This window comes from Pseudomonas faucium (assembly GCF_021602585.1).
GTDB lineage: Bacteria > Pseudomonadota > Gammaproteobacteria > Pseudomonadales > Pseudomonadaceae > Aquipseudomonas > Aquipseudomonas faucium.
In genome coordinates this window covers 188,848-212,724 of the sequence record NZ_BQIP01000001.1, presented here as the reverse complement: position 1 = coordinate 212,724, position 23,877 = coordinate 188,848, and the positions used below count along the sequence as shown (strand labels likewise).

At 66.2% G+C, this 23,877-nt stretch carries 24 protein-coding genes; 9 read left to right on the top strand and 15 right to left on the bottom strand.

The features are described 5' to 3' along the window. Positions 1-9: 9 nt before the first annotated feature. The 14 genes from L6D75_RS01005 to benA form a co-directional block, all read right to left on the bottom strand. Complete coding sequence (locus L6D75_RS01005) at positions 10-234, bottom strand: cold-shock protein (RefSeq protein ID WP_176511095.1); 225 nt, start codon at positions 232-234, stop codon at positions 10-12. Between the two features lie 176 nt (positions 235-410). Then, complete coding sequence (locus L6D75_RS01000) at positions 411-623, bottom strand: cold-shock protein (RefSeq protein ID WP_176511094.1); 213 nt, start codon at positions 621-623, stop codon at positions 411-413. A gap of 141 nt (positions 624-764) precedes the next feature. Continuing rightward, on the bottom strand, positions 765-1,466 hold the full coding sequence (locus L6D75_RS00995) for a TraX family protein (protein WP_176511093.1): 702 nt from the start codon (positions 1,464-1,466) through the stop codon (positions 765-767). A 3-nt stretch (positions 1,467-1,469) separates the two neighbouring features. Beyond that, the gene (locus L6D75_RS00990) at positions 1,470-2,555 is read right to left on the bottom strand and encodes a metal-dependent hydrolase (RefSeq protein WP_176511092.1); all 1,086 of its coding nucleotides are present in this window, start codon (positions 2,553-2,555) and stop codon (positions 1,470-1,472) included. A 159-nt stretch (positions 2,556-2,714) separates the two neighbouring features. Next, positions 2,715-3,965 carry an OprD family porin gene (locus L6D75_RS00985; protein WP_176511091.1) on the bottom strand — a complete coding sequence of 417 codons (1,251 nt, stop codon included), beginning with the start codon at positions 3,963-3,965 and terminating at the stop codon, positions 2,715-2,717. A 54-nt stretch (positions 3,966-4,019) separates the two neighbouring features. Then, entirely contained in the window at positions 4,020-5,219 is a 1,200-nt protein-coding gene (locus L6D75_RS00980) for a benzoate/H(+) symporter BenE family transporter (RefSeq protein WP_176511090.1), read from the bottom strand. A gap of 115 nt (positions 5,220-5,334) precedes the next feature. Then, positions 5,335-6,249, bottom strand: coding sequence for a catechol 1,2-dioxygenase (gene catA / locus L6D75_RS00975; RefSeq protein ID WP_176511089.1), 915 nt, complete (start codon positions 6,247-6,249; stop codon positions 5,335-5,337). A gap of 33 nt (positions 6,250-6,282) precedes the next feature. Continuing rightward, a complete protein-coding gene (gene catC, locus L6D75_RS00970) occupies positions 6,283-6,573 on the bottom strand; it encodes a muconolactone Delta-isomerase (RefSeq protein WP_042127247.1) in 291 nt (96 codons plus the stop codon). Between the two features lie 17 nt (positions 6,574-6,590). Beyond that, complete coding sequence (locus tag L6D75_RS00965) at positions 6,591-7,712, bottom strand: muconate cycloisomerase family protein (protein WP_236193356.1); 1,122 nt, start codon at positions 7,710-7,712, stop codon at positions 6,591-6,593. Between the two features lie 29 nt (positions 7,713-7,741). Next, positions 7,742-9,085, bottom strand: coding sequence for an MFS transporter (locus tag L6D75_RS00960; RefSeq protein ID WP_176512084.1), 1,344 nt, complete (start codon positions 9,083-9,085; stop codon positions 7,742-7,744). Between the two features lie 52 nt (positions 9,086-9,137). Next, entirely contained in the window at positions 9,138-9,899 is a 762-nt protein-coding gene (locus L6D75_RS00955; RefSeq protein WP_176512083.1) for a 1,6-dihydroxycyclohexa-2,4-diene-1-carboxylate dehydrogenase, read from the bottom strand. A 193-nt stretch (positions 9,900-10,092) separates the two neighbouring features. Further along, positions 10,093-11,103 (bottom strand): benzoate 1,2-dioxygenase electron transfer component BenC, encoded by a 1,011-nt coding sequence (gene benC / locus L6D75_RS00950; RefSeq protein WP_176512082.1) that lies wholly within the window; start codon positions 11,101-11,103, stop codon positions 10,093-10,095. Between the two features lie 71 nt (positions 11,104-11,174). Further along, positions 11,175-11,660, bottom strand: coding sequence for a benzoate 1,2-dioxygenase small subunit (benB, locus tag L6D75_RS00945; RefSeq protein ID WP_176512081.1), 486 nt, complete (start codon positions 11,658-11,660; stop codon positions 11,175-11,177). Continuing rightward, entirely contained in the window at positions 11,657-13,015 is a 1,359-nt protein-coding gene (gene benA, locus L6D75_RS00940) for a benzoate 1,2-dioxygenase large subunit (RefSeq protein WP_176512080.1), read from the bottom strand. Before benA ends, benB begins: the two co-directional genes overlap by 4 nt. Positions 13,016-13,659: 644 nt before the next feature. On the opposite strand from benA, the gene L6D75_RS00935 reads away from it, so the two are divergent. The 9 genes from L6D75_RS00935 to L6D75_RS00895 all read left to right on the top strand — a co-directional run bounded on the left by L6D75_RS00935 (position 13,660) and on the right by L6D75_RS00895 (position 23,243). After that, positions 13,660-14,721, top strand: a complete 1,062-nt coding sequence (locus L6D75_RS00935) for a 3-deoxy-7-phosphoheptulonate synthase (RefSeq protein ID WP_176512079.1) — start codon at positions 13,660-13,662, stop codon at positions 14,719-14,721. Between the two features lie 80 nt (positions 14,722-14,801). Then, positions 14,802-15,083 carry a peptidylprolyl isomerase gene (locus L6D75_RS00930; RefSeq protein WP_144173004.1) on the top strand — a complete coding sequence of 94 codons (282 nt, stop codon included), beginning with the start codon at positions 14,802-14,804 and terminating at the stop codon, positions 15,081-15,083. 16 nt (positions 15,084-15,099) lie between these two features. Beyond that, entirely contained in the window at positions 15,100-17,025 is a 1,926-nt protein-coding gene (locus L6D75_RS00925) for an extracellular solute-binding protein (protein ID WP_236193354.1), read from the top strand. After that, the gene (locus tag L6D75_RS00920) at positions 17,022-18,080 is read left to right on the top strand and encodes a microcin C ABC transporter permease YejB (protein WP_176512078.1); all 1,059 of its coding nucleotides are present in this window, start codon (positions 17,022-17,024) and stop codon (positions 18,078-18,080) included. The genes L6D75_RS00925 and L6D75_RS00920 overlap by 4 nt, the downstream gene beginning before the upstream one ends. After that, complete coding sequence (locus L6D75_RS00915; protein ID WP_176512077.1) at positions 18,080-19,096, top strand: ABC transporter permease; 1,017 nt, start codon at positions 18,080-18,082, stop codon at positions 19,094-19,096. The genes L6D75_RS00920 and L6D75_RS00915 overlap by 1 nt, the downstream gene beginning before the upstream one ends. A 17-nt stretch (positions 19,097-19,113) precedes the next feature. After that, the gene (gene hbdH / locus L6D75_RS00910; RefSeq protein ID WP_176512076.1) at positions 19,114-19,884 is read left to right on the top strand and encodes a 3-hydroxybutyrate dehydrogenase; all 771 of its coding nucleotides are present in this window, start codon (positions 19,114-19,116) and stop codon (positions 19,882-19,884) included. A 55-nt stretch (positions 19,885-19,939) separates the two neighbouring features. Next, positions 19,940-20,419, top strand: coding sequence for a serine protease inhibitor ecotin (eco, locus tag L6D75_RS00905; RefSeq protein ID WP_176512075.1), 480 nt, complete (start codon positions 19,940-19,942; stop codon positions 20,417-20,419). 86 nt (positions 20,420-20,505) lie between these two features. Beyond that, the gene (locus tag L6D75_RS00900) at positions 20,506-20,781 is read left to right on the top strand and encodes a peptidylprolyl isomerase (RefSeq protein ID WP_008095636.1); all 276 of its coding nucleotides are present in this window, start codon (positions 20,506-20,508) and stop codon (positions 20,779-20,781) included. 137 nt (positions 20,782-20,918) lie between these two features. Next, positions 20,919-23,243 (top strand): autotransporter family protein, encoded by a 2,325-nt coding sequence (locus L6D75_RS00895; RefSeq protein ID WP_236193352.1) that lies wholly within the window; start codon positions 20,919-20,921, stop codon positions 23,241-23,243. Here the strand turns inward: L6D75_RS00895 and L6D75_RS00890 are convergent. Beyond that, positions 23,240-23,863: a LysE family translocator gene (locus tag L6D75_RS00890; protein ID WP_236193350.1), complete on the bottom strand. Its 624-nt coding sequence runs from the start codon at positions 23,861-23,863 to the stop codon at positions 23,240-23,242. The two genes, L6D75_RS00895 and L6D75_RS00890, sit on opposite strands and share 4 nt — an antisense overlap. Positions 23,864-23,877 lie beyond the last annotated feature (14 nt).

Sequence of the window (23,877 nt, the reverse complement as noted above, 5' to 3'; positions counted from 1 at the left end):
GTAAACGTGCTAATTCAAGGGCGGCTCGTCTTCGATGACGATATTGACGGCGTACCAAAGGCCGTCCTGCCCTTGAACCAATTCGTAGCTGACATGCTGGCCTTCACGGATGACCGGTGTACCGTCACCCACCGCATCCTTTAGAAAAACCAGCTGTCCTTCATGCGGCGCCACGAAATCAGGGTCGACAAGTGCAACCGAAGGTGTGGCCGGATACTGCGTACGTTTTGACATGAACAGTCTCCGCTAGTGATTGTGTGGGTCAGGCCGTTCTAACCTCTGGAATCATTTCACCGTCAGTGCTGATCTTGTGGCTTTCAGGGCAAAGGGGCTACTGGCATTTCTACTAGTTCTCGAACGCCACCCACAAAAAAAGGGCCCACAAGGGGCCCTCTTCTGGAAGCCGTCGACTATACGACGCGTACTTGAGCGGCCTGCAGCCCCTTCTGCCCTTTCTCAGCAACGTAGCTGACAGTCTGGCCTTCTTTCAGGGACTTGAAGCCATCTGACTCGATGGCCTTGAAATGAACGAACAGGTCATCACCACCGTTTTGCGGGGTAATGAAGCCAAAGCCTTTTTCATCGTTGAACCATTTAACGGTTCCGGTCTCTCTGTTGGCCATGCGCTGAATCCTCGTTTGCTAGCTGCGTGTTGCCTTGGGTGTATCTCATCTTCTGACAAGTCCCGGCCCTATCAGGATCAGCCATACATGCAAAGTGCGCCACTATCATTTTTGTCAGGGCGACCAGGCGCCCACACCAGCCTATCCTCCAGCCGCAGTAGCCAGCACCATCATCAGCACCTTCAAAACCAGCAGATGCGCGGGGTAGAACAGATAACCCCAGCGCTTCACGGCAGGCACACGCCAGTGGTCCAGGCGCAGTAACAGGCATCCAACGGGGATGGCCGACAGCGCAGCGGCCATCGTCAAAAGCGTGACAGGCGCCAGCAGGTGGCCGCGCAACCAGCTGTTGGTCAGGTTGCCCGCCACCGCCAACAGGCAGGGCAACAACCAGGTGATCCCACCCAGGCTGCGCGCCATCAGCCACCCCGCTGGAAGCAACACGCCCGGCAGGCCGTACATCAGTTGCTGGCTGAACAGTGCTCCGGTCAGCACTGCGCCAAGCCCGGCCAAGCGAGCCCACCACTGGGGATGCCGCACGCCCCAAGCCACCAGGACGCCCAAGGCCAGCGTGGGGATCACGCTGAAGGTCTGGGTGTGCGGATCGAGCCAGCGATAAGGCCCTTCCGACACCACGGCAAAGGCCAGCATCCAGCCGAGGTAGCGCACGTGAATGTTGCTCGCCCGCGCCACATTGGCGGCGATGGCCAGGCAGAACAGTGGAAATGCCAGCCGGCCGACGATGAACAGGCCATCGGCGGCCGGCCACAGGAAACGCAGGTGATCGGCGACCATGGTCAGCATTGCCGTCCACTTGACCAGGTCCAGGCCGGCCGAGCGCACCGGTCAGCGCCCAGGCTCGGCGGCCTGGCCCAGGTACTGGGTGGTCCAGGCGGCCAACGGCAGCGGCGGTTGCTGGTCGAGGATGCGCCGCCAGATCAACGCCAGGTCGTGGCCATCGAACATCGAGCCCGGCCCCGCCCCCACGAAGCGGCTCGGCGTATCGGCCACCCAGTGCCCTTGGCTGTCGCGGTGGGCCATGTTGAAGCGGAAGGTGTAGTTGCCGGGGATGCCCATGCGCAGGTCGGTGACCACCAGCGCATCACCGACCTGGTCGTAGCGCAGCCAGTCATCGGTGAACCAGCGCAGACGTTGCAGCAAGGGCGCCGACGGGAGGCCGTCGGCGGCGGCGAGGTTCAGTGGCAAGCGCTGCATTTCCGGCGGCGCGCGGTCGAACAGGCTGCTGATGCCTTCGTAGTAGTCGCCATCCGGGGTCTTGGCCAGCACCCGCCAGACCAGGCTGTTGAAGGCCATCGGCACCGCACGCACCTGGGTCACGGCCACCCCTTGCTGGTCGAGGGCTGCCTGAAGGCGATGCTCGGCGACCATGCGCCCGGCCAGGCCGAAGCCCAGGTAGGCCGTGCTGAAGATCAACGCAAGGCTCAGCAGGCGCAGGGCCTTGTGGTTGATGCCCTTGATCGCGGTGTAGAGCACGGCGGCCAGCAGTGGCACGGTGTACAGCGGGTCGATGATGAACACCGCCGCCCAACTGAGCGGCGTGGTCTGCAGCGGCCAGAACAGCTGGGTGCCGTAGACCGTGAACGCATCCAGGAGCGGGTGGGTCACCAGCACCAGCCAGAAGGCCAGGAACAGGCGCCCCAGCGTGTAGCCCTGGGTTGGCCAGCGTGTTCGCCCCAGCCAGTTGACCAGCAAGGCCAGCAGCAGGGCGAGCCCAGTGAGCACGAAGAGCGAGTGGGAGAAGCCGCGGTGATAGGTCATCTGCGACACCGGGTCGGCGTAGCGGATGACCACGTCGAGGTCCGGCACGGTGGCCAGGGCGGCGCCGTAGATGAGTGAGCGGCGGCCCTGGATACGGCCGAGCACCGTACCCTGGAGGGCGGCGCCCAGAACGGCTTGGGTGATGGAGTCCAAGGGTAGGCTTCCTGAGGGGGAGATGTAGGAAACCTAACCTTGTTGATCCAGAGGGTGCAAATGCAGGTGTGTGACAACCGGTAGCAACCACGCTTGCCAGCGATGAGGCGCAACGCGGGTGCATGTCTTGAGTATTGCTGTGCGGCGCTCGATCTCATGTCAGAGCAGCTGCCAGGTGTACACCAGGATCAACCGGTTCTCATCGATATCCGTGCGGTAGTTGGACCGCGCCATGGCATTGCGCACACGGATGCCCAGGCCTTTGAGCACCCCGCTCTGCACCGCGTAGCCCAGGTCGATGTCGCGCTCGCGGTCCTTGCCCTCGTAGCCTTGGCCGGTGTCGACGTTGTTGCCGGTGATATAGCGCACCGTCGCCGTCAGCCCCGGCACGCCGAGGGCCGCGAAGTTGTAGTCGTAGCGCAGCTGGTAGGAACGCTCGTCGGTGTAGGCGAACTCATAGGTCGGCACTTCGTTGCCCAACGGCGAAATGTTGGCGAATACCCGTGGAAACGGGCTGTCGCCATAGATACCCTGGTAGCCCACGTGGAAGCTGTGGCCACCGCGCCTGGCGGTCAGCAGCGAAAACAACGCCTGGTTGTCGATGTTGCCGAGCAACGCGTCACCGTCCTTGCGGGCCGTGAAGTAGCCAAGGTTGGCGCTGAGCACCCAGTCCCCCACCGGCTTGCTGTGCTTGAAGCCGACAAAGCCCTGCGCGTAGATGTCCTCCAGTTGCCCGTACCACAGGCTCACGCTGCTCTGGTTGGCATTGAACGCGTAGTCGCCCCCGACATAGTTGAACCCATCGCTTTCGGCCTGGCGCTGGGGCACGTGGCCGAGCATCGCGTTCATCTTGCCGTCGCCGCCCTCGTTGCGCAGGTGCGTCGAGCGCAGGTGCCCGGCCTGCAGCGTCAGGCCCTCCAACTCCGCGGTGCTCAGGCTGACGCCCTGGTAGGTCGGTGGCAGCAGGCGGATATCGCTGAAGGTCAGCACCGGCAGGTTGGGTTGCAGCTCGCCGATGCGCAGCTCGGTGTTCGACAGCCTGGCCTTGAAGGTCGGCGCGAGGCGGCTGTACTCGTTGGCGGCGCGGCCATCGCCGTGCACTGGCAGCAGCCCGGTGTTGACGCGGTCCGGGCTGCTGTCGAGCTTGATCCCCAGCAGGCCCAGGGCGTCCACGCCAAACCCGACCGGGCCCGGCGTGTAGCCGGACTTGAAATCGAGGATGAAACCCTGGGCCCATTCCTCGGCCTTGGACTGCGGGTTGGCGCCGACGATGTCCGAGTAGTCGCGGCTGAAGTAGTAGTTGCGGGCGCTGAGGCTGGCCTTGGCCTCTTCGAAGAAGCCGCCTTGGGCAGCGAGTAACGGCTGGCTGAACAGGGTCAGCCCGATGGCAACGCAGGGGGTGTGGTTCATTCCAAAGCTCTCTTGATCTTGTTGTTATGGGTAAAGCGTTGGGAATACGACGGTTCAGCAATTGCGGCGCAGGGCCTGGATGGCGGGTGGGCGGCGCACATGCAGCAGCGCATGGGCCAGCAAGCCGAACAGCAAGCCCCAGAACGCGGCCGACAGGCCCAGGAACGACACCCCGGAAGCGGTGACCAGGAAGGTGAACAGGCCAGCATCGCGCTCTGCAGGTTGTGCCAGGCTGCGGGCCAGCGCCTCACTGATCGCGCCATACAGCGCAAGCCCGGCCAGGGCGGCGATCAGCGCAGCAGGAAAGGCGGCGAACAGTGACATCAGCGTCGCCCCGGCAATGCCCAGCAGCAGGTACAGCGCACTGCCCGCCACGGCTGCGACATAGCGCCGACGAGGGTCTTCGTGGGCCTCGTGGCCGGTACACAGGCTGGCGGTGACGGCGGCAAGGTTCAGGCCATGGCAGCCGAACGGGGCCAGCAACGCGCCACCGACCGCGCTGGCGCTGATCAGCGGGCTTGCCGGCGTGCCGTAGCCGGCGTTGCGCAGCACCGCCATGCCCGGCATGAACTGCCCGGTCAGGGCCACCAGCACCATCGGCAGCGCCAGGCTGAAGACCGCCGCCAGGCTGAACTGCGGGGTAATCCACTGGGGCGAGGCCAACGCCAGTACCAGCGCCTCGCTGCGAAACGCGCCACTGGCAAGCGTCACCACGGCGCCGGCAGCCAGCACCGCCGCCACCGCGTACCGCGGTTGCACCCTGCGCATCAGCACGTAGGTGGCGAACATCGTCAGCACCAGCCCCGGTTGTGCCGGCAGCGCACGGAACACCTCGGTGCCGAAGCTGAACAGGATGCCGGCCTGCATGCCGGCGGCGATCGACCCGGGCAGCCGCGCGATGATGCGGTCGAAGGCCCCGCTGATGCCAATCAGCAGCAGCACCAGGTTGGCGATCAGGTACGCCCCCACCGCTTGCTCGAGGCCCAGTTGCGGCAAGGCGGTAACCAGCAGCGCAGAGCCTGGGATCGACCAGGCGATCACCACCGGTACCCGGTAGTGCAGGCTGAGCACCGCGCCGAGCACGGCGCTGCCCATGGACACCGCCCAGACCCAGGACGACAGCAGGCCCTGGGACAGGCCAGCGGCCTCGGCGGCGTGGAAGATGATCACCAGCGGGCCGGCGTAGGAAATCATCGTCGCGATGCAGCCGGCGACGAGGGCGGACAGCGAGCTGTCCTTGATCAGGGTTTTCATGGGGGCTCTCGCTACAGGGTGGATGGCAAGGGCTTTGCCCTTGATCGCCGGCAAGCCGGCTCCCACAGAGGACGGTGGTGAACCTGTGGGAGCCGGCTTGCCGGCGATAGGGCCTTCAGCCTTCCTGCAACGCCCGAGGCCGCCCACTGCGCTGCTCATCGGCGCTTGCCTGCGCCTTCTGCAGCTGGAAGTCGAACTTCAGCTCGGCATACCGCCCCTCACCGCCCTCACGGAACACCACCTCCCCCACCAAGCCATCACGGGTCGCATAGGCGAAGTCGTCCCACAGGTACTTGTCCCCCGACAGGTTGATCTGCGTGGTCAGGTGCCGATGCCCCGGCGCCGAGATGAAGAAGTGCACGTGGGCCGGGCGTTGGCCGTGGCGGCCGAGCAGGTTGAGGCACTCCTGGGTCGGCCCCTGGGGGTCGCAGCCATAGCCCGAGGGCACGATGGAGCGCGCCCGGTAGCGGCCCTCGGCATCGGTGACGATGCGCCGGCGCAGGTTGTATTCGGATTGGCTCTGGTCGAAGAACGAGTAGGTGCCACGGGTGTTGGCATGCCACAGGTCGACGGTGGCGCCGGCCAGCGGTTTGCCGGCAGGGTCGAACACCTGGCCTTCGAGGAACATCGGCGTGGCCACGCCCGCTTCGCTGCCATCGTCCAAGCGCACTTCACCTTCGGCGATCGGCGCGCCGGCCACGTACAGCGGGCCTTCGATGGTACGCGGGGTGCCGCCGCCGAGGCCGACCTCGGCGTCCTTGGCGTCCTGCAGCAGGTCGAGGAAGTGCTCGATGCCCAGGCCTGCCACCAGCAGCCCGGCTTCGCCGCGCCCGCCCAGGCGGTTGAGGTAGTCGACGGCGTGCCAGAACTCGTTTTCGCTGACTTCCAGGTCCTCGATCAGGCGCGCGGTGTCCTGCAATACGCGCTGGATGATGCGCTTCAGGCGCGGGCTGCCCTGGTCATTGCCAAAGCCTGCAGCTTGCTGGAAGAAGGCTTGCACGTCGGCGGTCTGGGAAATCTTCACGGTCATGGTGGGTACCTCTTGTTCTTGTGCGAAAGGGAATCAGCGGTCGTCGGCATGGATCGACGAGGGATGGCGGCACAGGCCGTCGACCTCGATGTCCATGTACGGGAACAGCGGCAGTTGCATCAGCGTGTCGTGCAGCGCCTCGACGCTGGGCAGGTCGAACACGCTGTAGTTGGCGTAGTGCCCGGCGATGCGCCACAGGTGGCGCCAGCTGCCCTCGCGCTGCAGGCGCTGGGCCAGTTCCTTCTCGTCGGCCTTCAGTTGCGCGGCCTTGGCCGGGTCCATGTCGACCGGCAGTTTCACGGTCATCTTCACGTGGAACAGCATGGGGTTTCTCCTTGGGGTTAGCGGCGGGCAAACCGCGCCAGGCGGGCTTCGTCCAGGCTCAGGCCGAGGCCTGGGGTGCGCGGCACGTGCAGCTGGAAGTCGTGGTATTGCGGCGGTTCGTTGACGATGTCTTCGGTCAGCAGCAGCGGGCCGAACAGCTCGGTGCCCCAAGTCAGCTGGCGCAGGGTGAGGAAGGCGTGGGCCGAGGCCAGGGTGCCGATCGAACCTTCGAGCATGGTCCCGCCGTACAGGGCGATGCCGGCTGCCTCGGCGATTTGCGCGGTGCGCAGCACGGCGCGCGGGCCGCCGTTCTTGGCGATCTTCAGGGCGAAGATGCTGGCAGCGCCGTCGGCGGCCAGGCTGAAGGCGTCCTCGACGCATTCGATGGATTCGTCGGCCATGATCGGCGCCGGGCTGCGCTGGTTCAGGCGAACTTGCCCGCCGCGGTTGATGCGCGAAATCGGCTGCTCGATCAGGTCGATGCCGTTGTCGCCCAGCACCTGGCAGGCGCGGATCGCCTGGGACTCGTCCCAGTACTGGTTGACGTCGACGCGCACGCTGGCCCGCTCGCCCAGCTCGCGCTTGATCGCCACCACGTGCTTGAGGTCCTGCTCCAGCGGGTTGGCGCCGATCTTCAGCTTGAACAGCCGGTGGCGGCGGATGTCCAGCATGTGCTCGGCCTCGGCGATGTCGCGGGCGGTGTCGCCGCTGGCCAGGGTCCAGGCCACTTCCAGGCTGTCGCGCACGCGCCCGCCGAGCAACTCGCTGACCGGCAGGCCCAGGCGCTTGCCCTGGGCGTCGAGCAGCGCGCTTTCGATGCCGGACTTGGCGAAGGTGTTGCCCTTGGCCAGCTTGTCGAGCTTGAGCATGGCGGCGTTGATGTTGTCGGCCGGCAGGCCGATCAGCGCCGGCGCCAGGTGCGCGTCGATGTTGGCCTTGATGCCCTCGGGGCTCTCGTAGCCGTAGGCCAGGCCGCCGATGGTGGTGGCCTCGCCGAGGCCTTCGATGCCGTCGCTGCATTGGAGGCGCAGGACCACCAGGGTCTGCTGCTGCATGGTGTGCATGGCCAGCTTGTGCGGGCGGATGGTCGGCAGGTCGACGATGATCGCGTCGATACGCTCGAGGGTCGGGCTTGTCATGCCATAGGCTCCAGTTCAGTCAGTGAGGGTCAGGCCGTCGCCGCCAGGGCCTGACGCCGGCCGCTGGCCAGGTGCACGGCCATGGCCAGCGCGGCAATGGCGCCGGGGATGGCGAAGGCGATGAAGTTCAGTTGCAGCGGCAGGTTGATGCCCATCAGCGCCCCACCGAGCAGCGGCCCGACGATGGCGCCATTGCGGCCGATGCCCGAGGCCCAGCCAAGGCCGGTGGAACGCACCGACAGGCCATAGAGCTGGGCGGCGCCGGCATACAGCAGGATCTGCGTGCCGATGGTGGTGGCGCCGGCGATGAAGATCAGCAGGTACAGCACCGGCATCGGGCTGTTGACGCCCAGGAGGCTGATCGACAACGCCGCCGCCAGGAAGAACGCGACCTTGACCTTGACCAGGTTGTAGCGGTCGCCCAGCCAGCCGCCGAGGATCGCCCCGGCCATGCCGCCGAAGTTCAGCGCAAGCAGGAACGACAGGCTCGAACCCAGGCTGTAGCCGGCGTTGGCCATCAGTTTCGGCAGCCACGAGCTGAGGGCGTAGACCATCAGCAGGCAGCAGAAGAACGCCAGCCACAAGGCCAGGGTGCGGGTGGCCAGGCCGTTGCGGAACAGGTCTAGAACGGCGCTGAACTTGCCGGCCCTGTCGCGGGGCAAGCCCGCTCCCACAGTGAACTGCAGGGTGTCGCCGGGCTGGATGTCGCAGCTTGGGTCCAGGCGCTTGAGCAGCTTGCGCGCTTCGTCGCTGCGGCCCTGGCGCACCAGGAAGCCGATCGACTCGGGCAGGTAGTAGAGAATCACCGGCAACAGCAGCAGCGGGATGGCGGCGGCGAAGAACATCGACTCCCAGCCAAAGCGCGGCAGCATGAAGATGCCCACGCCGGCCGAGAGCATGCCGCCCAGCGAGTAGCCGCTGAACATGATCGCCACCAGCGTGCTGCGCAGGCGCTTGGGCGCGTATTCGTTCATCAGCGCCACGGCGTTGGGCATCAGGCCGCCGCAGCCCAGGCCTGCGATGAAGCGGTAGAGGCCGAACTCGCTGGGGCTGCTGGCGAAGCCGTTGAGGATGGTGGCCCCGGAGAACAGGGCGAAACAGAGGGCGATGCCTTTCTTGCGGCCGATGCGGTCGGCCAGGCTGCCGAAGGCCAGGGCGCCGAACATCATGCCGAACAGCGCGTAGCTGCCCAGGGCGCCGGCCTGCAGCGGGGTCAGGCCCCACTGTTTCATGATCACCGGCAGGACCACGCCGTAGATGAACAGGTCATAGCCGTCGAAGATCAGCAGCAGGCCGCACCAGGCCATGACCATCCAGTGGAAGGGGCTGAAGCGGGCATTGTCGATGATCGGGTGCACGTCGAGTGTTCGCATGGCATCGGTCTCTGTTGTTGTTTTTGTGGAGTAAAAGCGTGCCTGGGGGCGTTCAGCCGAGGTCGCCGCCCCCTACCGGCAGGGTTACGCCGGTGATGTAGGAGGCGTCGTCGGAGGCCAGGAAGAGGATTGCACCGACCTGTTCGTCGATGCTGCCGTAGCGGTGCATCAGGCTGCTGGCCAGGGTCTGGTCGACGATCTGCTGGTACCAGGCCTTGTCCTGTTCGCTCTGCTCGGCGGCGTTGCGCGGCACCCGCCGCGGCGGCGCCTCGGTGCCGCCGGGGGCGGTGGCGTTGACGCGGATGCCGCGCCCGGCGGTTTCGAAGGCAAGGCAGGCGGTGAGCGCGTTGACGCCACCCTTGGCCGCGCCGTAGGGCACGCGGTTGACGCTGCGGGTGGCGATGGACGAGACGTTGACGATGGCGCCACTGCCGCGCTCGAGCATGTAGGGCAGCGCCGCGTGGCAGCACCACAGGGTGGGGAACAGCGAGCGACGCACTTCGGCTTCGATCTGCTCGACTTCGTAGTGCTCGAACGGCTTGGCCCAAATGGTGCCGCCGACGTTGTTGACCAGGATGTCGAGGCGGCCGAAGGTGTGTACCGCGGTGGCCATGACCTGGGCGCAGTCGCTGTGTTGTTCGAGGTCGGCGGTGAGGGTCAGCATGCCCTCCCCGGCCAGTTCGTGGACCAGTTCGGAACGGTCCACGGCGACCACTTGCGCGCCTTCGGCCTTGAGCCGCCAGCACACGCCACGGCCGATGCCCTGGGCGGCGCCGGTGACCAGGGCGACCTTGCCTTGGAATCTGTTGTTCATTTCCATCTCCTGCTTGATCCGAAATTGCCGGGAGGGCTGCGCCCTCCTTCGCGACACAAGGCCGCTCCTACAAACACCGCGCATTCCTGTAGGAGCGGCCTTGTGTCGCGAAAGGGCCGCAGCGCGGCCCCAACCCTTGCCCAGACAAAAAAAGGCCACCCTCACCCGCACGATGCGAATGCCCCAAATAACCTCAAGCCGCTGCGGCGAACTTTTCGTAGTAGAAGTTGGCCGGCGTAATGCCCTGCTCGCGGATGTACTGGCTGACCGCCTCGACCATCGGCGGTGGCCCGCACAGGTACACGTCGACATCGCCGCCATTGAGGTGGCGCGGCTCGATGTGCTGGGTCACGTAACCCTTGCGCGGGTACTCGCTTTCAGGGTTGGCCACGCAGGCGCTGTAGGTGAAGTTGGGAATGCGCGCGGCCAGGGCCTGCAGGCGGTCCAGTTCGACCAGGTCGAAGTCGTTGGTGACCCCGTAGATCAGGTGCAGCGGATGCTCGCTGCCGTGCTCGGCAATCTTCTCGAGCATCGCCGTGAACGGCGCCAGGCCCGTGCCGCCGGCCAGCAGCAACAGCGGGCGCTGGATCGGGCGCAGGTAGAAGCTGCCCAGGGGCCCGGCCAGGCTCATGCTGTCGCCGGCCTTGGCCAGGCTGGTGAGAAAGCGGCTCATCAGCCCGCCAGGCACGTTGCGGATGAGGAAGCTGACCTCGCCGTCCTTCTGCAGCGAACTGAAGGAATAGGCCCGGCTCTGCTCGCTGCCCGGCACCTTGAGGTTGACGTACTGCCCCGGCAGGAACGCCAGCCGGCTCAGGGCCTCGCCCTTGATCGACAGGGCAATGGTGCTGGCCGACAGTTGGCGCACGTCGCTGATGGCCGCCTCGAAGCTGGCCTGTTCGGCCTTGCACAGCTGCGAGGACGCCGGAATGCGCAGCACGCAGTCGCTTTCGGCGCGCATCTGGCAGGTCAGCACGTAGCCGCCGGCGATTTCCTCCTCGCTCAGGGCGTCTTCGATGAAGTTGTCGCCCAGCGCATAGCGCCCGGATTCGGCCTTGCACTTGCAGGTGCCGCAGGCGCCGTCGCGGCAGTCCAGGGGGATGTTGATGCCTTGGCGGTAGGCGGCGTCGGCCACGGTTTCATGGCCGCTGGCCTCGATGAAGCGGGTGACCCCGTCTTCGAAATTAAGCGCGATCTGGAAGCTCATGTTGCACCTCGCGGGCGAAGCTGGCCGCGGCGCACCTTGGGGCACACCGAGCGGCTCGCGTCACCTCGGATTCAGATGTGGTAGATGTCGATGACCTGGCGCACGTAGTCGTTTTTCAGCACCACCTTCTTGGCCAGGATCAGCGGCTGCTCGCCGCGCAGGTCGAGGCTGTAGTAGCTGGTGCCGAAGTAGCTGTCGGTGGTCTTGTAGCGAAAGCTCAGGGTGTGCCAGTTGAAGCGCACCTGGCAGCGGCCCTCGCCCTGCTCGACGATCTCGATGTTGCTGATGTTGTGCGAGGTGCGGGTGTCCGGCACGGTGGCGCTGGAGCGCTCGGTCTTGATGCGGAACACGCGGTCCTCGAGGCCGCCGCGGTTGCCGTACCAGATCAGCGAGATCTCGCTTTGCGGGTCCTGGGTGAGGCGGTCGTCGTCGTCCCACGCCGGCATCCAGAACGTCGCGTCGCTGGCGTACAGCTCCAGCCACTGATCCCACTGGGCGTCGTCCAGGTAGCGCGCTTCGCGGTAGAGGAAGTCGCGCACGGTGTCATGCAGGCTCATTGCACGGCCTCCACGGGGATCAGCCGCTGCTCGTCCTTGAGCGCCTGGATCATGGTGTCCTGCCAGTACTTGTGCTGCAGCACGAACAAGCCCTCGTCCTCGGTGCGCACGCCCGAGAGCAGCGGCTTGAGTTCGATCTCCTGCGCGGCTTGATCGGCGCCCTCCACCCAGTGCAGGGCACCGCGTGACATGTCATTCCAGCCGGTACCGCCGCCATAGCCGGTCTGGCAGGAGCGGAACTCCTCCAGGTCGTCCGGGGTGGCCATGCCGCTGACATTGAAGAAGTCTTCGTACTGGCGGATGCGCTTGGCGCGGGCATCGGCGCTCTCGCCCCTGGGGGCGATACAGTAGATGGTGATTTCGGTCTTGTTCACCGAAATCGGCCGGGCGATGCGGATCTGCGAGCTGAACTGGTCCATCAGGTAGACGTTGGGGTACAGGCACAGGTTGCGCGAGTTCTCGATCATCCAGTCGGCGCGGGCCTGGCCGAAATTGGCGGCGAGCTGCTCGCGGCGCTCGTAGGCGGGGCGGTCCTCGGGGTTGGCCCAGCGGGTCCAGAGCAGCAGGTGGCCGTGGTCGAAGGAGTAGAAGCCACCGCCCTGCTTGGCCCAGGCGCCGGCGCTCATGGTCTTGATCTCATCGCCCGCCTCGCGCTGCTTGCGCTGGTTCTGGGTGGCGGCGTAGTTCCAGTGCACGGAGCTGACGTGGTAGCCGTCGGCACCGTTCTCGGCGGTGAGCTTCCAGTTGCCTTCGTAGATGTACGAACTGGCGCCGCGCAGCACCTCCAGGCCTTCAGGGGACTGGTCGACGATCATGTCGATGATCTTCGCCGACTCGCCCAGGTGTTCGACCAGGGGTTTGACGTCGGCGTTCAGGCTGCCGAACAGAAAGCCCCGGTACGACTCGAAACGGGCCACCTTGGTCAGGTCGTGGGAGCCGTCGCAGTTGAAGCTTTCGGGGTAGCCGGCGTTGCTTGGATCCTTGACCTTGAGCAGCTTGCCGCTGTTGTTGAAGGTCCAGCCATGGAATGGGCAGGTGTAGCTGGCACGGTTGCCGCGCTTGTGCCGGCAAAGCATGGCGCCGCGGTGGCTGCAGGCATTGAGGAAGGCATTGAGCTCACCGTCCTTGTTGCGCGCGATGAAGATCGGCTGGCGCCCCATGGTCAGGGTGAGGAAGTCGTTTTTCTCGGGGATCTGGCTTTCGTGGGCCAGGTAGATCCAGTTGCCCTCGAAGATGTGCTTCATCTCCAGGTCGAACAGGCGTGGGTCGGTGAACATCTCGCGCTTGCAGCGGTAGATGCCCTGTTCACGGTCGTCCTCGAGCATGGCATTGAGGTAGTCGAATCCCAGGGACATGGCCAGGGTCTCCATTGTTATTGTTCAGACCGGCTCAGGTTAGGGCGCAGGGCCGGGCGGCAATATCCAATGGCTGCACAGTGCTATCCGTTTTCTGCAGGCCAAGGCACAAATGATCGGCGCCATAGCAATTTTCCATTGAACGCGGCGCACTACCTGCAGTAAGCTCGGGCTCATTCACTGGAGAGCAACATGCCGAAACACACCCGCAACCACGCCAACCACACCGGCCGCAGCCTGCGCCCTGTGCTGGCCGTTGCTGGCTGCAAGGCTGCTGCCGGCTTCTATTTTGGGTATTGGTTTAGCCACTAGGCGCCGATACCCACACGGCGCCCACCTTCGAGGGGCCGCCGAACATGAGAATACTCAACCCCCGGTCGGCTCCCCGACCGGGGGTTTTGCTTTTCAGGCCTTTGAAAAATTACCGATTCATCTTGAGGACAGATTCATGAACTACGCCACTTATTACTACGCAAGCACCTACGCCTGGCGATTTAGCCAATCCCGTTCGGGCCAGCCTGCCGCCTCCGATCGGTCCATCTCCGGTGGCAATGCTGCAGACAATCAATCAACGACTAGTCGAACACCTCGATAGGGCCGACCACGCGGGCCAGAACCCGCCGTCCGCCCAGGGAACCTACGCCATGCACGCTTCGAACCTCGCTCTGCCCCTGACCCAACCGCAGGCTGCCAACACCACCGTCAGCCAGCGCCTGCCCAGCCCGCACCTGCTCAAGCAGCAGATGCCGCTTTCCGGCGAACTCGCCCAGCAAGTCCACAGCCAGCGCCAGGCCATCCGCGCCATCCTCGAAGGCCGCGACCCGCGCCTGTTGGTGATCGTCGGCCCGTGCTCGATCCACGACCCCCGCTCGGCCCTGGAATACGCCGACCGCCTGGCCGCCTTGAGCCGCGAAGTCGGCGACAAGCTGCTGCTGGTGATGCGCGCCTACGTGGAAAAACCGCGTACCACGGTGGGCTGGAAAGGCCTGGCCTACGACCCGCACCTCGATGGCAGCGACGACATGCATGCCGGCATCGCCCTGTCCCGCGGCTTGATGCTGAACATGCTCGAGCGCGGCCTGCCGATTGCCACCGAGCTGCTGCAGCCGATGGCTGCCGGCTACTTCGATGACCTGCTGGGCTGGGCCGCGATTGGCGCGCGCACCACCGAATCGCAGATCCACCGGGAAATGGTCAGCGGCCTGCAGTTGCCGGTCGGTTTCAAGAACGGCACCGACGGCGGCGTGGCCATCGCCTGCGACGCCATGCGCAGCGCCGCCGCACCGCACCGCCACTTCGGCATGGATGCCCAGGGCTACCCGGCCATCATCGAAACCCTGGGCAACCCGGACACCCATCTGGTGCTGCGCGGCGGCCACAAAGGCCCGAACTACGATGCCAACAGCCTTGCCCAGGCCCGCCAAGGGCTGGCCAAGGCCGGTTTGCAGGCGCGGATCATGGTCGACTGCAGCCACGCCAACAGCGGCAAGGACCCGGCGCGCCAACCGGCGGTGTTCGAGGACGTGCTGGCCCAGCGCCTGGCCGGCGACCGCTCGATTGTCGGGGTGATGCTCGAAGGCCACCTGTTCGATGGCTGCCAGGCACTGGGCAAGGGCCCGCTGAAGTACGGCGTGTCGATCACCGACGGTTGCCTGGGCTGGACGGCGACCGAAGCCATGCTGCGCGATGCAGCCGCCCGCCTGTAGGAAATACGCGGCAAGCCTAGCGAGACATTTCCCGAGCAAGTGCGCTAGGCTTGGCCTTTTCACCCAAGGAGTAGTACCCCATGGCACGCGCCACTGCCCGCCACATCCTCGTCAGCTCTGAAGACAAGTGCAACGAACTCAAGGCCCAGATCGAAGCCGGTGCCGACTTCGCCGAAATCGCCAAGGCCAACTCCACCTGCCCGTCCAGCCGCCAAGGCGGTGACCTGGGCGCGTTCGGCCCGGGCCAGATGGTCAAGGAGTTCGACACCGTGGTCTTCAGCGCGCCGATCAACACCGTGCAAGGCCCGGTGAAGACTCAGTTCGGCTACCACCTGCTGGAAGTGACCAGCCGTCAGGACTGATCGGCTGACAGCGCCGATGGCCCCATCGCCGGCAAGCCGGCTCCCACACCAAGCGCGCGGTGCTCAAGGCCTGCACCTGACCTGTGGGAGCCGGCTTGCCGGCGATAGGGCCGTCAGGCTGGCGTGCATCGCACTGTTGTGCGCAAGCTTCGCCGCCAACGGCGCCCCCACCCACGCCCTCACCGTCTACGGTGAAGCGCCCCGCTACAGCGAAAACTTCCGCCACTTCGACTACGTCAACCCCGACGCCCCCAAGGGCGGCCTGCTGCGCCGCTCGGCCATCGAGATTGGCCAGTTCGACCATATTCTGCCGTTCATCGACAAAGGCACCGGCGTCAGCGAGGTGGATGGCTGGCTGTACGCGCCGCTGGCCGTGCGTTCGTTCGATGAGCCCTACACCGTCTACGGCCTGATCGCCCGGCGCATGGAACGCGGCCCGCAAGATGCCTGGCTGCGCTTCGAGATCGACCCGCGCGCGACCTTCGCCGATGGCCAGCCGGTGCGCGCCGAAGACGTGCGCTTCACCTTCGACAAGCTGATGGCCCAGGGCAGCCTCAAGTACCGCACCCAGTTCGCCGATGTCGCCGGGGTGGCCGTGGAGGACAGCCGCCACGTACGCTTCGACCTGCGCCAACCCCATGGCCGCACCCTGGCCCTGGACCTGGCAAGCCTGCCGGTGCTGCCCGAACACGACTGGGCCGCGCGCGACTTCGCCAACGGCGCCGGCTTCAGCAAACCGGTGGGCAGTGGCCCGTACCGCATCGGGCGCATCGACAACGGCCGCAGCATCACCTTCGAGCGCGACCCGGCCTGGTGGGCCAGGGACCTGCCGGCCAGCCGCGGCCGTTTCAACTTCGAGCACATCCGCATCGAATACTTCGGCGACACCGAAGTGGCGCGCCAGGTGCTCAAGGGCGGCGGCTACGACTACAACCGCGAGTTCTCCGCCACCGCCTACACCCTTGGCTACAACGGCGCGCAGCTCGACGACGGGCGCCTGCAGCGCGCCCACCTGGGCCCGGCCAAGCCGCAGACCGCCCAGGGCTTCGTGTTCAACCTCGACCAGCCGCAGTTCAAGGACCGCCGGGTGCGCCAGGCGCTGGCCATGCTCTGGGACTTCGAGTGGAGCAACCGGCAGATGATGCGCAACCTGTACATCCGCCAGCAGAGCGTGTTCTCCAACACGCCGCTGGCAGCGCGCGCGCTGCCGGATAGCGAAGAGCTGAAACTGCTCGAACCGTTGCGCGGCCAGGTGCCCGACGAAGTGTTCGACCAGGTGTTCAGCGCCCCGGTGACCGACGGCTCCGGCATCATCCGCGCGCAACAGCTGCAGGCCCTGGCCCTGCTGCAGCAGGCAGGCTGGCACCCGGACGGCGACCGCCTGGTCAATGCCCAGGGCCAGCCGCTGGCATTCACCTTCCTCAATGGCCAGGCCGGCGTCGAGCGCCTGCTGCTGCCGTGGAAGCGCAACCTGGCGCAGATCGGCATCAGCCTGAACATCCGCAACGTCGACTCGGCCCAGTACATCAACCGGGTAATGGCCCGCGACTACGACATGATCGTCACCGGCTACCCGGTGACCCTGTCGCCCGGCGCGGAAATGTACAACTACTTCGGCTCCGCCGCCGCCCATGACCCGGGCTCGAACAACCTGATGGTGCTGCAGGACCCGGCCGTGGACCGCCTGGTCGATGGCCTGGTGCGGGCCAGCACCCAGGCCGACATGCTGCGCCACGCCCATGCCCTGGACCGGGTGCTGCAATGGAACTACTACTGGGTGCCCAACTACTACCCGCCCGGCAGCTCGACCGTATGGTGGAACCGCTTCGGCCTGCCCAAGGTGCAGGCCGCCTACGACGAAGGGCTCGACAGCTGGTGGGAAATCAGCCCTGAGGCGCTGACCAACGCGCAAATGGCCGAGCGCCAGAAGGCTAAGCCATGACCGCCTACATCCTGCGCCGCCTGCTGCTGATCATCCCCACCTTGCTGGCGATCCTGCTGGTCAACTTCGCCATCGTCCAGGCCGCACCCGGCGGCCCGGTGGAGCAGGCGGTGGCGCGCCTGCAGGGGCTCGGCGGCGCAGCCCCGGGCGCCCGCGCCGAGGTGGTGCACGGCGAATCCCGCGCCACCCGGGGCCTGGACCCAAAGCTGATCGACGAGATCAAGCGCCAATACGGCTTCGACAAGACCGCCAGCGAACGCCTGTGGCTGATGCTCGGCCAGTATGCGCGGCTGGATTTCGGCCAGAGCTTCTTTCGCGGCGCCAAGGTCACCGACCTGATCCTCGACAAGTTGCCGGTGACCCTGTCGCTGGGCTTCTGGGCCACGCTGATCACCTATCTGGTGTCGATCCCGCTGGGCATCCGCAAGGCCGTGCGCCACGGCAGCCGCTTCGATGCCTGGAGCAGCGCGCTGATCGTGGTCGGCTATGCCCTGCCCTCGTTCCTGTTCGCCCTGCTGCTGATCGTGCTGTTCGCCGGCGGCACCTCGCTGAACTGGTTCCCGGTGCGCGGGCTGGTGTCCGAAGACTTCGACCAACTGAGCCTGCTGGGCAAGCTCGCCGACTATTTCTGGCACCTGGTGCTGCCTGTCGGGGCGCTGGTGATCGGCGGCTTCGCCACCCTCACCCTGCTGACCAAGAACGCCTTCCTCGACGAGATTTCCCGCCAGTACGTGGTCACCGCACGGGCCAAGGGCCTGAGCGAGCGGCGGGTGCTGTATGGCCATGTGCTGCGCAATGCCATGCTGCTGGTGCTGGCCGGCTTGCCGCAGGCGCTGATCACCGTGTTCTTCGCCGGCTCGCTGCTGATCGAGGTGATCTTCTCGCTCGATGGCCTGGGCCGCCTGAGCTACGAGGCGGCGGTGTCGCGCGACTACCCGGTGGTGTTCGGCACGCTGTTCATCTTCACCCTGGCGGGCCTGCTGTTCCGCCTGATCGGTGACCTGGCCTTCACCGTGCTCGACCCACGCATCGACTTCGACGCGAGGGCGCACTGATGCTGTCGCCGGTTTCGCGCCGCCGCCTGCAACGCTTTCGCCGCAACCGCCGCGGCTGGGTGTCGTTGTGGCTGTTCGCCGCGCTGTTGCTGCTGAGCCTGGGCGCGGAGCTGGTGGCCAACGACAAGCCCTTGCTGCTGGGCTTCAAGGGCGAGCTGTACGTGCCGGCGCTCAAGCGCTACAGCGAACAGCAGTTCGGTGGCCAGCTGCCGTTTCAGCCGGACTACCGCAGTGCCTACGTGCGCCAGCTGATCGAGGGCCAGGGCGGCTGGATGCTGTTCGCGCCGATCCCCTTCAGCGCCGACACGCCCAACTACGACCTGCAGGTGCCCACGCCCAGCCCGCCCAGCGCCAGCAACTGGCTGGGCACCGACGACCAGGGCCGCGACGTGCTGGCGCGGGTGCTGTATGGCACCCGGGTGTCGCTGCTGTTCGCCTTTGCCCTGACCGTGGTCAGCGTGCTGGTCGGCCTGACCGCCGGCGCCTTGCAGGGCTACCACGGCGGCTGGGTCGACCTGCTCGGGCAGCGCCTGCTGGAGGTGTGGTCGGGGTTGCCGGTGCTGTACCTGCTGATCATCCTCAGCGGCTTCGTCGAGCCGGATTTCTGGTGGCTGCTGGGCATCATGGCGCTGTTCTCCTGGTTGACCCTGGTCGATGTGGTGCGCGCCGAGTTCCTCCGTGGGCGCAACCTGGAATACGTGAAGGCCGCCCGCGCCCTGGGCCTGCCCGACAGCCAGGTGATGCTGCGCCACATCCTGCCCAATGCGATGAATGCCACCTTCACCTATGTGCCCTTCATGCTCACCGGGGCCATCACCACCCTGACCGCACTGGACTTCCTCGGCTTCGGCATGCCAGCCGGCAGTGCGTCGCTGGGCGAGCTGGTGACCCAGGGCAAGCAGCACCTGGAGGCCCCGTGGCTGGGCTTTACCGCGTTCTTTGCGCTAGCGGTGATCCTGTCGCTGCTGGTGTTCATCGGCGACGCCCTGCGCGAGGCGTTCGACCCACGAAGCTAGTCCAAGGAGATGTTTGCATGACACTCAAAGGCAAGACTGCACTGGTTACCGGCTCCACCAGCGGCATCGGCCTGGGTATTGCCCAGGTCCTGGCGCGCGCCGGCGCGGACATTCTGCTCAATGGTTTCGGCGACCCCTCGGCGGCGTTGGCCGAGGTTGCCAGGCACGGGGTGAAGGTGGCGCACCACCCGGCCGACCTGTCCGACGTGGCGCAGATCGAGGCGCTGTTCGCCATGGCCGAACGTGAGTTCGGCGGCATCGACATCCTCGTCAACAATGCCGGCATCCAGCATGTGGCGCCGGTCGAGCAGTTCCCGGTAGAGAGCTGGGACAAGATCATCGCCCTGAACCTGTCGGCCGTGTTCCATGGCACCCGCCTGGTGCTGCCGGGCATGCGTGCGCGCAACTGGGGGCGGATCATCAACATTGCCTCGGTGCACGGGCTGGTGGGCTCTACCGGCAAGGCCGCCTACGTGGCCGCCAAGCATGGGGTGGTCGGCCTGACCAAGGTGGTGGGCCTGGAAACCGCCACCAGCAACGTCACCTGCAACGCCATCTGCCCAGGTTGGGTGCTGACCCCGCTGGTGCAGAAACAGATCGACGAACGCGCCGCCAAGGGCATAGACCCACATCAAGCAGAGGAGGATCTGCTGGCCGAGAAGCAGCCTTCATTGGCCTTCGTCACCCCCGAGCACCTGGGCGAGCTGGTACTATTCTTGTGCAGCGAGGCCGCAAGCCAGGTCCGCGGCGCCGCCTGGAACGTCGATGGCGGCTGGTTGGCCCAGTGACGGGCAGCCTGGGCCTGGCGCTGGTCTTGCACCTGTTCAACTGCAAGGAGGCCCTATGCGCCCAACCCACATGTCCGCGATGTTCGCCCTGGCCCTGGCGGCCGCTGCCCCGGTGATGGCGGCCAGCCTTAAAGATGTCGCGCCCTACCCCGAGGCGGAAAAAGGCTACACCCGGCAGGTAATTCACCTGCCGGCACAACCTGACGAGTCGGCCCACAAGCTGGAAATCCTGGCAGGCAAGACCCTGCAGGTCGACTGCAACCGCCAGCGCCTGGCCGGCAGCCTGGAGGAACGCACCCTGGAAGGCTGGGGCTACAGCTACTACCGCCTGGACAAGGTCGGTGGCCCGGCCACCACCTTGATGGCCTGCCCGGACGGCAAGAAGACCGAGGCCTTCGTGCCGGTGGTCGGTGAAGGCTTCATGCTGCGCTACAACAGCAAGCTGCCGGTGGTGGTCTACGTGCCGCAAGGCGTCGAGGTGCGCTACCGCGTGTGGTCGGCCTCCGAAGACGTGCAAAAGGCCAAGGTAGAGTAAGATCGGCCGCCATTGTGCCAACGCGCCGCCCGCGCGATCAGGCATAATGGCGGCCTTTTTTTTTTGCCCCGAAGCACAGGTGCCCCATGAAAGCTCAAGCCCGCCACATCCTGGTCAAGACCGCTGACGAAGCCGAAAAGCTCAAGCAGCGCATCGCCAACGGCGAGGCCTTCGACGTGCTGGCCAAGAAGTTCTCCACGTGCCCGTCGGGCAAGCGCGGTGGTGATCTGGGCGAAGTGCGGCCGGGGCAACTGGTGGGCGCCATCGACCAGGTGATCTTCAAGAAGCCCTTGCGCGTGGTGCACGGCCCGATCAAGTCGAAGTTCGGCTACCACCTGGTACAGACCTTCTACCGCGACTGATAGCCCATCGCCGCCTGGCATTTTTGTCAGTTGCGCTTACCCCGCTCTACTCCTACAACTCAGGCAGGGCCGGAACCTGCCCCCGCACGGCACGCTTCCAGACAGTGGTCCATCCCCATGGCCATGGAGACCTGCCGATGCGTTATGCCCGCCTGCTTGCACCTGCCGCACTGCCCTTGCTCACCCTGCCGCTACTGGCGCATGCCGAAGACCTGCGGGTAGCGGCCGGCGACAACCTCGGCGCCGTGGCACAGACCCCGGCCATCGACGACTTCAACATGACCGGTGGCACGGTCCAGTCGCTCAACCAAGGGCTGGGCTACGACACCTTCAGCATGTCCGGCGGGCGCATCATCGGCGCCTTCGAGGATGGCGACCGGGCCATCTTCAGCGGCGGGCGCATTGGCCGGGTCGATCTGAAGCTTGCCGACAACTACTTCGAAATGTCCCAGGACACAGCCGAGCCCACCCTCATCGATGGCAACCTGGTCAGCGGCTTCGGCAACGACACGATCATCCTGCGGGGCGGCGCCATCGGCGGCAACATCAGCACCAGCGGCGGCGCGGACAGCATCACCATCAGTGGTGGCAGCCTGGGCGGCAACGTGCTGGCCAGTGCCGGGAATGACCTTTTCAACTGGTCGGGCGGTACTATCGGCGGGCGCGTCGACATGGGCCTGGGGGATGACCAGGCGAACATCAGCAACCTCGATGGCAGTAGCGTTCCCCTCGACGGCGGCGCTGGCAACGACACGCTGAGCTTTGCCAACAGCGCCATCGTCGGCGGCGCCCTCTATCCCAACTGGGAAACCGTCAACGTCGGCGACAACAGCCGCCTCAGCCTGGATGACCGCTTTGTGCTGGGCGATGCCAACAGCGGCAGCGGCACCTTGAACCTCGATGCCAGCAGCACCTTGGTGTCCCGCCAGGGCACGGTCACAGCGTTCGGCGAGGGCCAGCGTGCAGTGCTGGTCAACGCCGGCACCCTGGACCTGGGCAGCGCCAATGACGCCCAGGGCCGCCTCACGATCAACGGCGACTACCAGGGCAACGACGGTACCTTGCGGGTGAACAGCGTACTGGCCGGCGACGGTGCGCCTTCCGACCGGCTGGTGGTCAGCCAGGGCAGCATCGACGGCAGCACGCGCTTGCTGGTCAACAACTTGGGCGGTGCCGGGGCTGCCACATCGCAGAACGGCATCCAGGTGGTCGAGGCGCGGGACGGCGCCACCAGCAGCAACAGCGCGTTCGTGCAAACCCAGACGCTGTCGGCCGGGGCCTACGACTATCGGCTGTTCAAGGGTGGCGTCACCGCCGGCTCGGAAAACAGCTGGTACCTGCGCTCCACCCTGGTGGCGCCGCCGGCCCCGGCAGAGCAAGCGCCTGGCACCCCACCCGAAACCCCCGAAACGCCGGCCGAGGAGCCCGCAGCCACCCCGCCCGTGGCCGCCCCCGCGCCAGGTCAGCCCGAACTGCCAACGGCCGTGGCCGGCACCAGCGTGCCGCTGTACCGCCCGGAAGTGGCGGTTTACGCCGCCGCGCCACGCGGCGCCGCGATCATCGCCCGCCAGGCGCTCGGCACCTTCCACCAGCGCCAGGGCGATCAGCAGCTACTCGGCGGCCAGGGCGCCGTGCCGGCCAGTTGGGGCCAGGCCTATGGCGGCAACTTGCGTCAGCAATGGAGTGGCACGGTCAGCCCGAGCCTGGACGTCGACCTGTACGGTTTCAAGGTCGGCCAGGACCTGTACGCCAACGTCGGCGATGACGGTTATCGCCAGCAGGTCGGCCTGTATGTCGGCCATGGCCGCCTGGACGGCGACGTCAAAGGCTTCGCCCTGGCCGAGCAACACCGCAGCGTCGGTGACCTGCGCCTCGACGGTGACAGCGTTGGCGGCTACTGGACCCTGGTCGGGCCGCAACGCGGGTACCTCGATGCGGTGCTGCAATACACCCGCCTGGATGGCCGCGCACGCTCCGACCGGGGCGACAAGCTGAACATCGACGGCCATGCCTGGACCGCCTCGCTGGAGTCTGGCTACCCGATCAGCCTGGGCGAGCGCTGGAGCCTGGAGCCGCAGGCCCAGCTGATCGCGCAGAAGGTCTCGCTGGACAGCGCCAACGACAGCGTTTCGCACATCAGCCATGACGCCCAGGTCGAGCTGACCGGCCGCCTGGGGCTGCGCCTGGAAGGCGCCTTCAGCAGCAGCGCTGCGCGATTGCTGCAGCCCTACGCCCAGCTCAACCTGTGGCACGGCGACGGTGGCCGCGACACATTGACCTTCGATGGGGTGGACAAGATCAAGACCGACTACCGCTACACCTCGGCGCAGCTCGAAGCCGGCCTGGTCGCCCAGCTGAACCCGGCGCTGAGCCTGCACGGCGGCGTGCAGTACAGCAGCAACCTCGACAGCCGCCAGCAGGAGGCCAGCGGCGCTAACCTGGGCGTGCGCTGGCAGTTCTAGCGGCGCGCCGCCAGCAGCCCGAGGCCGGCGCAACCGAGCAGCGAGGCGCTGACCCGGTTGAACAGCCGGCGCGGCCCGGGCTGGTTGAACCAGCGCTGCAGGTACGCGCCCAGCCCGGCATAGATGGCGATTGCCGCCCATTCCAGCAGCAGGAACAGCACACCCAGCCAGAGGAACTGCTCGCTGACCGGCGTGGCGCTGCCGACCGAAACGAACTGCGGCAGGAAGGCGGTAAAGATCAGGATCGCCTTTGGGTTGCCGGCCGCCACCCAGAATTCCTGGCGCGCCAGGCGCCAGGTGCCGCGCGGATGATCACTGGCCACCACGGCCTCGCCCACCGGGGCACGCCACAGTTGCCAGGCGATGTAGAACAGGTAGGCCGCGCCGACCACCTTGATTATCAGGAACAGGTACTCGCTGGTGTGCAGCACCACGGCCAGGCCCATCGCCGCCAGGGCGATCATGCCGCTGAAGGCGACGATGCGCCCGCCACCGGCCACGCAGGCCGTGCGCAGGCCATAGCGGCTGGCGTTGTGCAGCGACAGCAGGTTGTTCGGCCCCGGCGCCATGTTCAAGGCGAAGCAGGCAGGGATGAATAGCAGCAGGCTCGACAGTTCCATTGGATAGTCCTTGT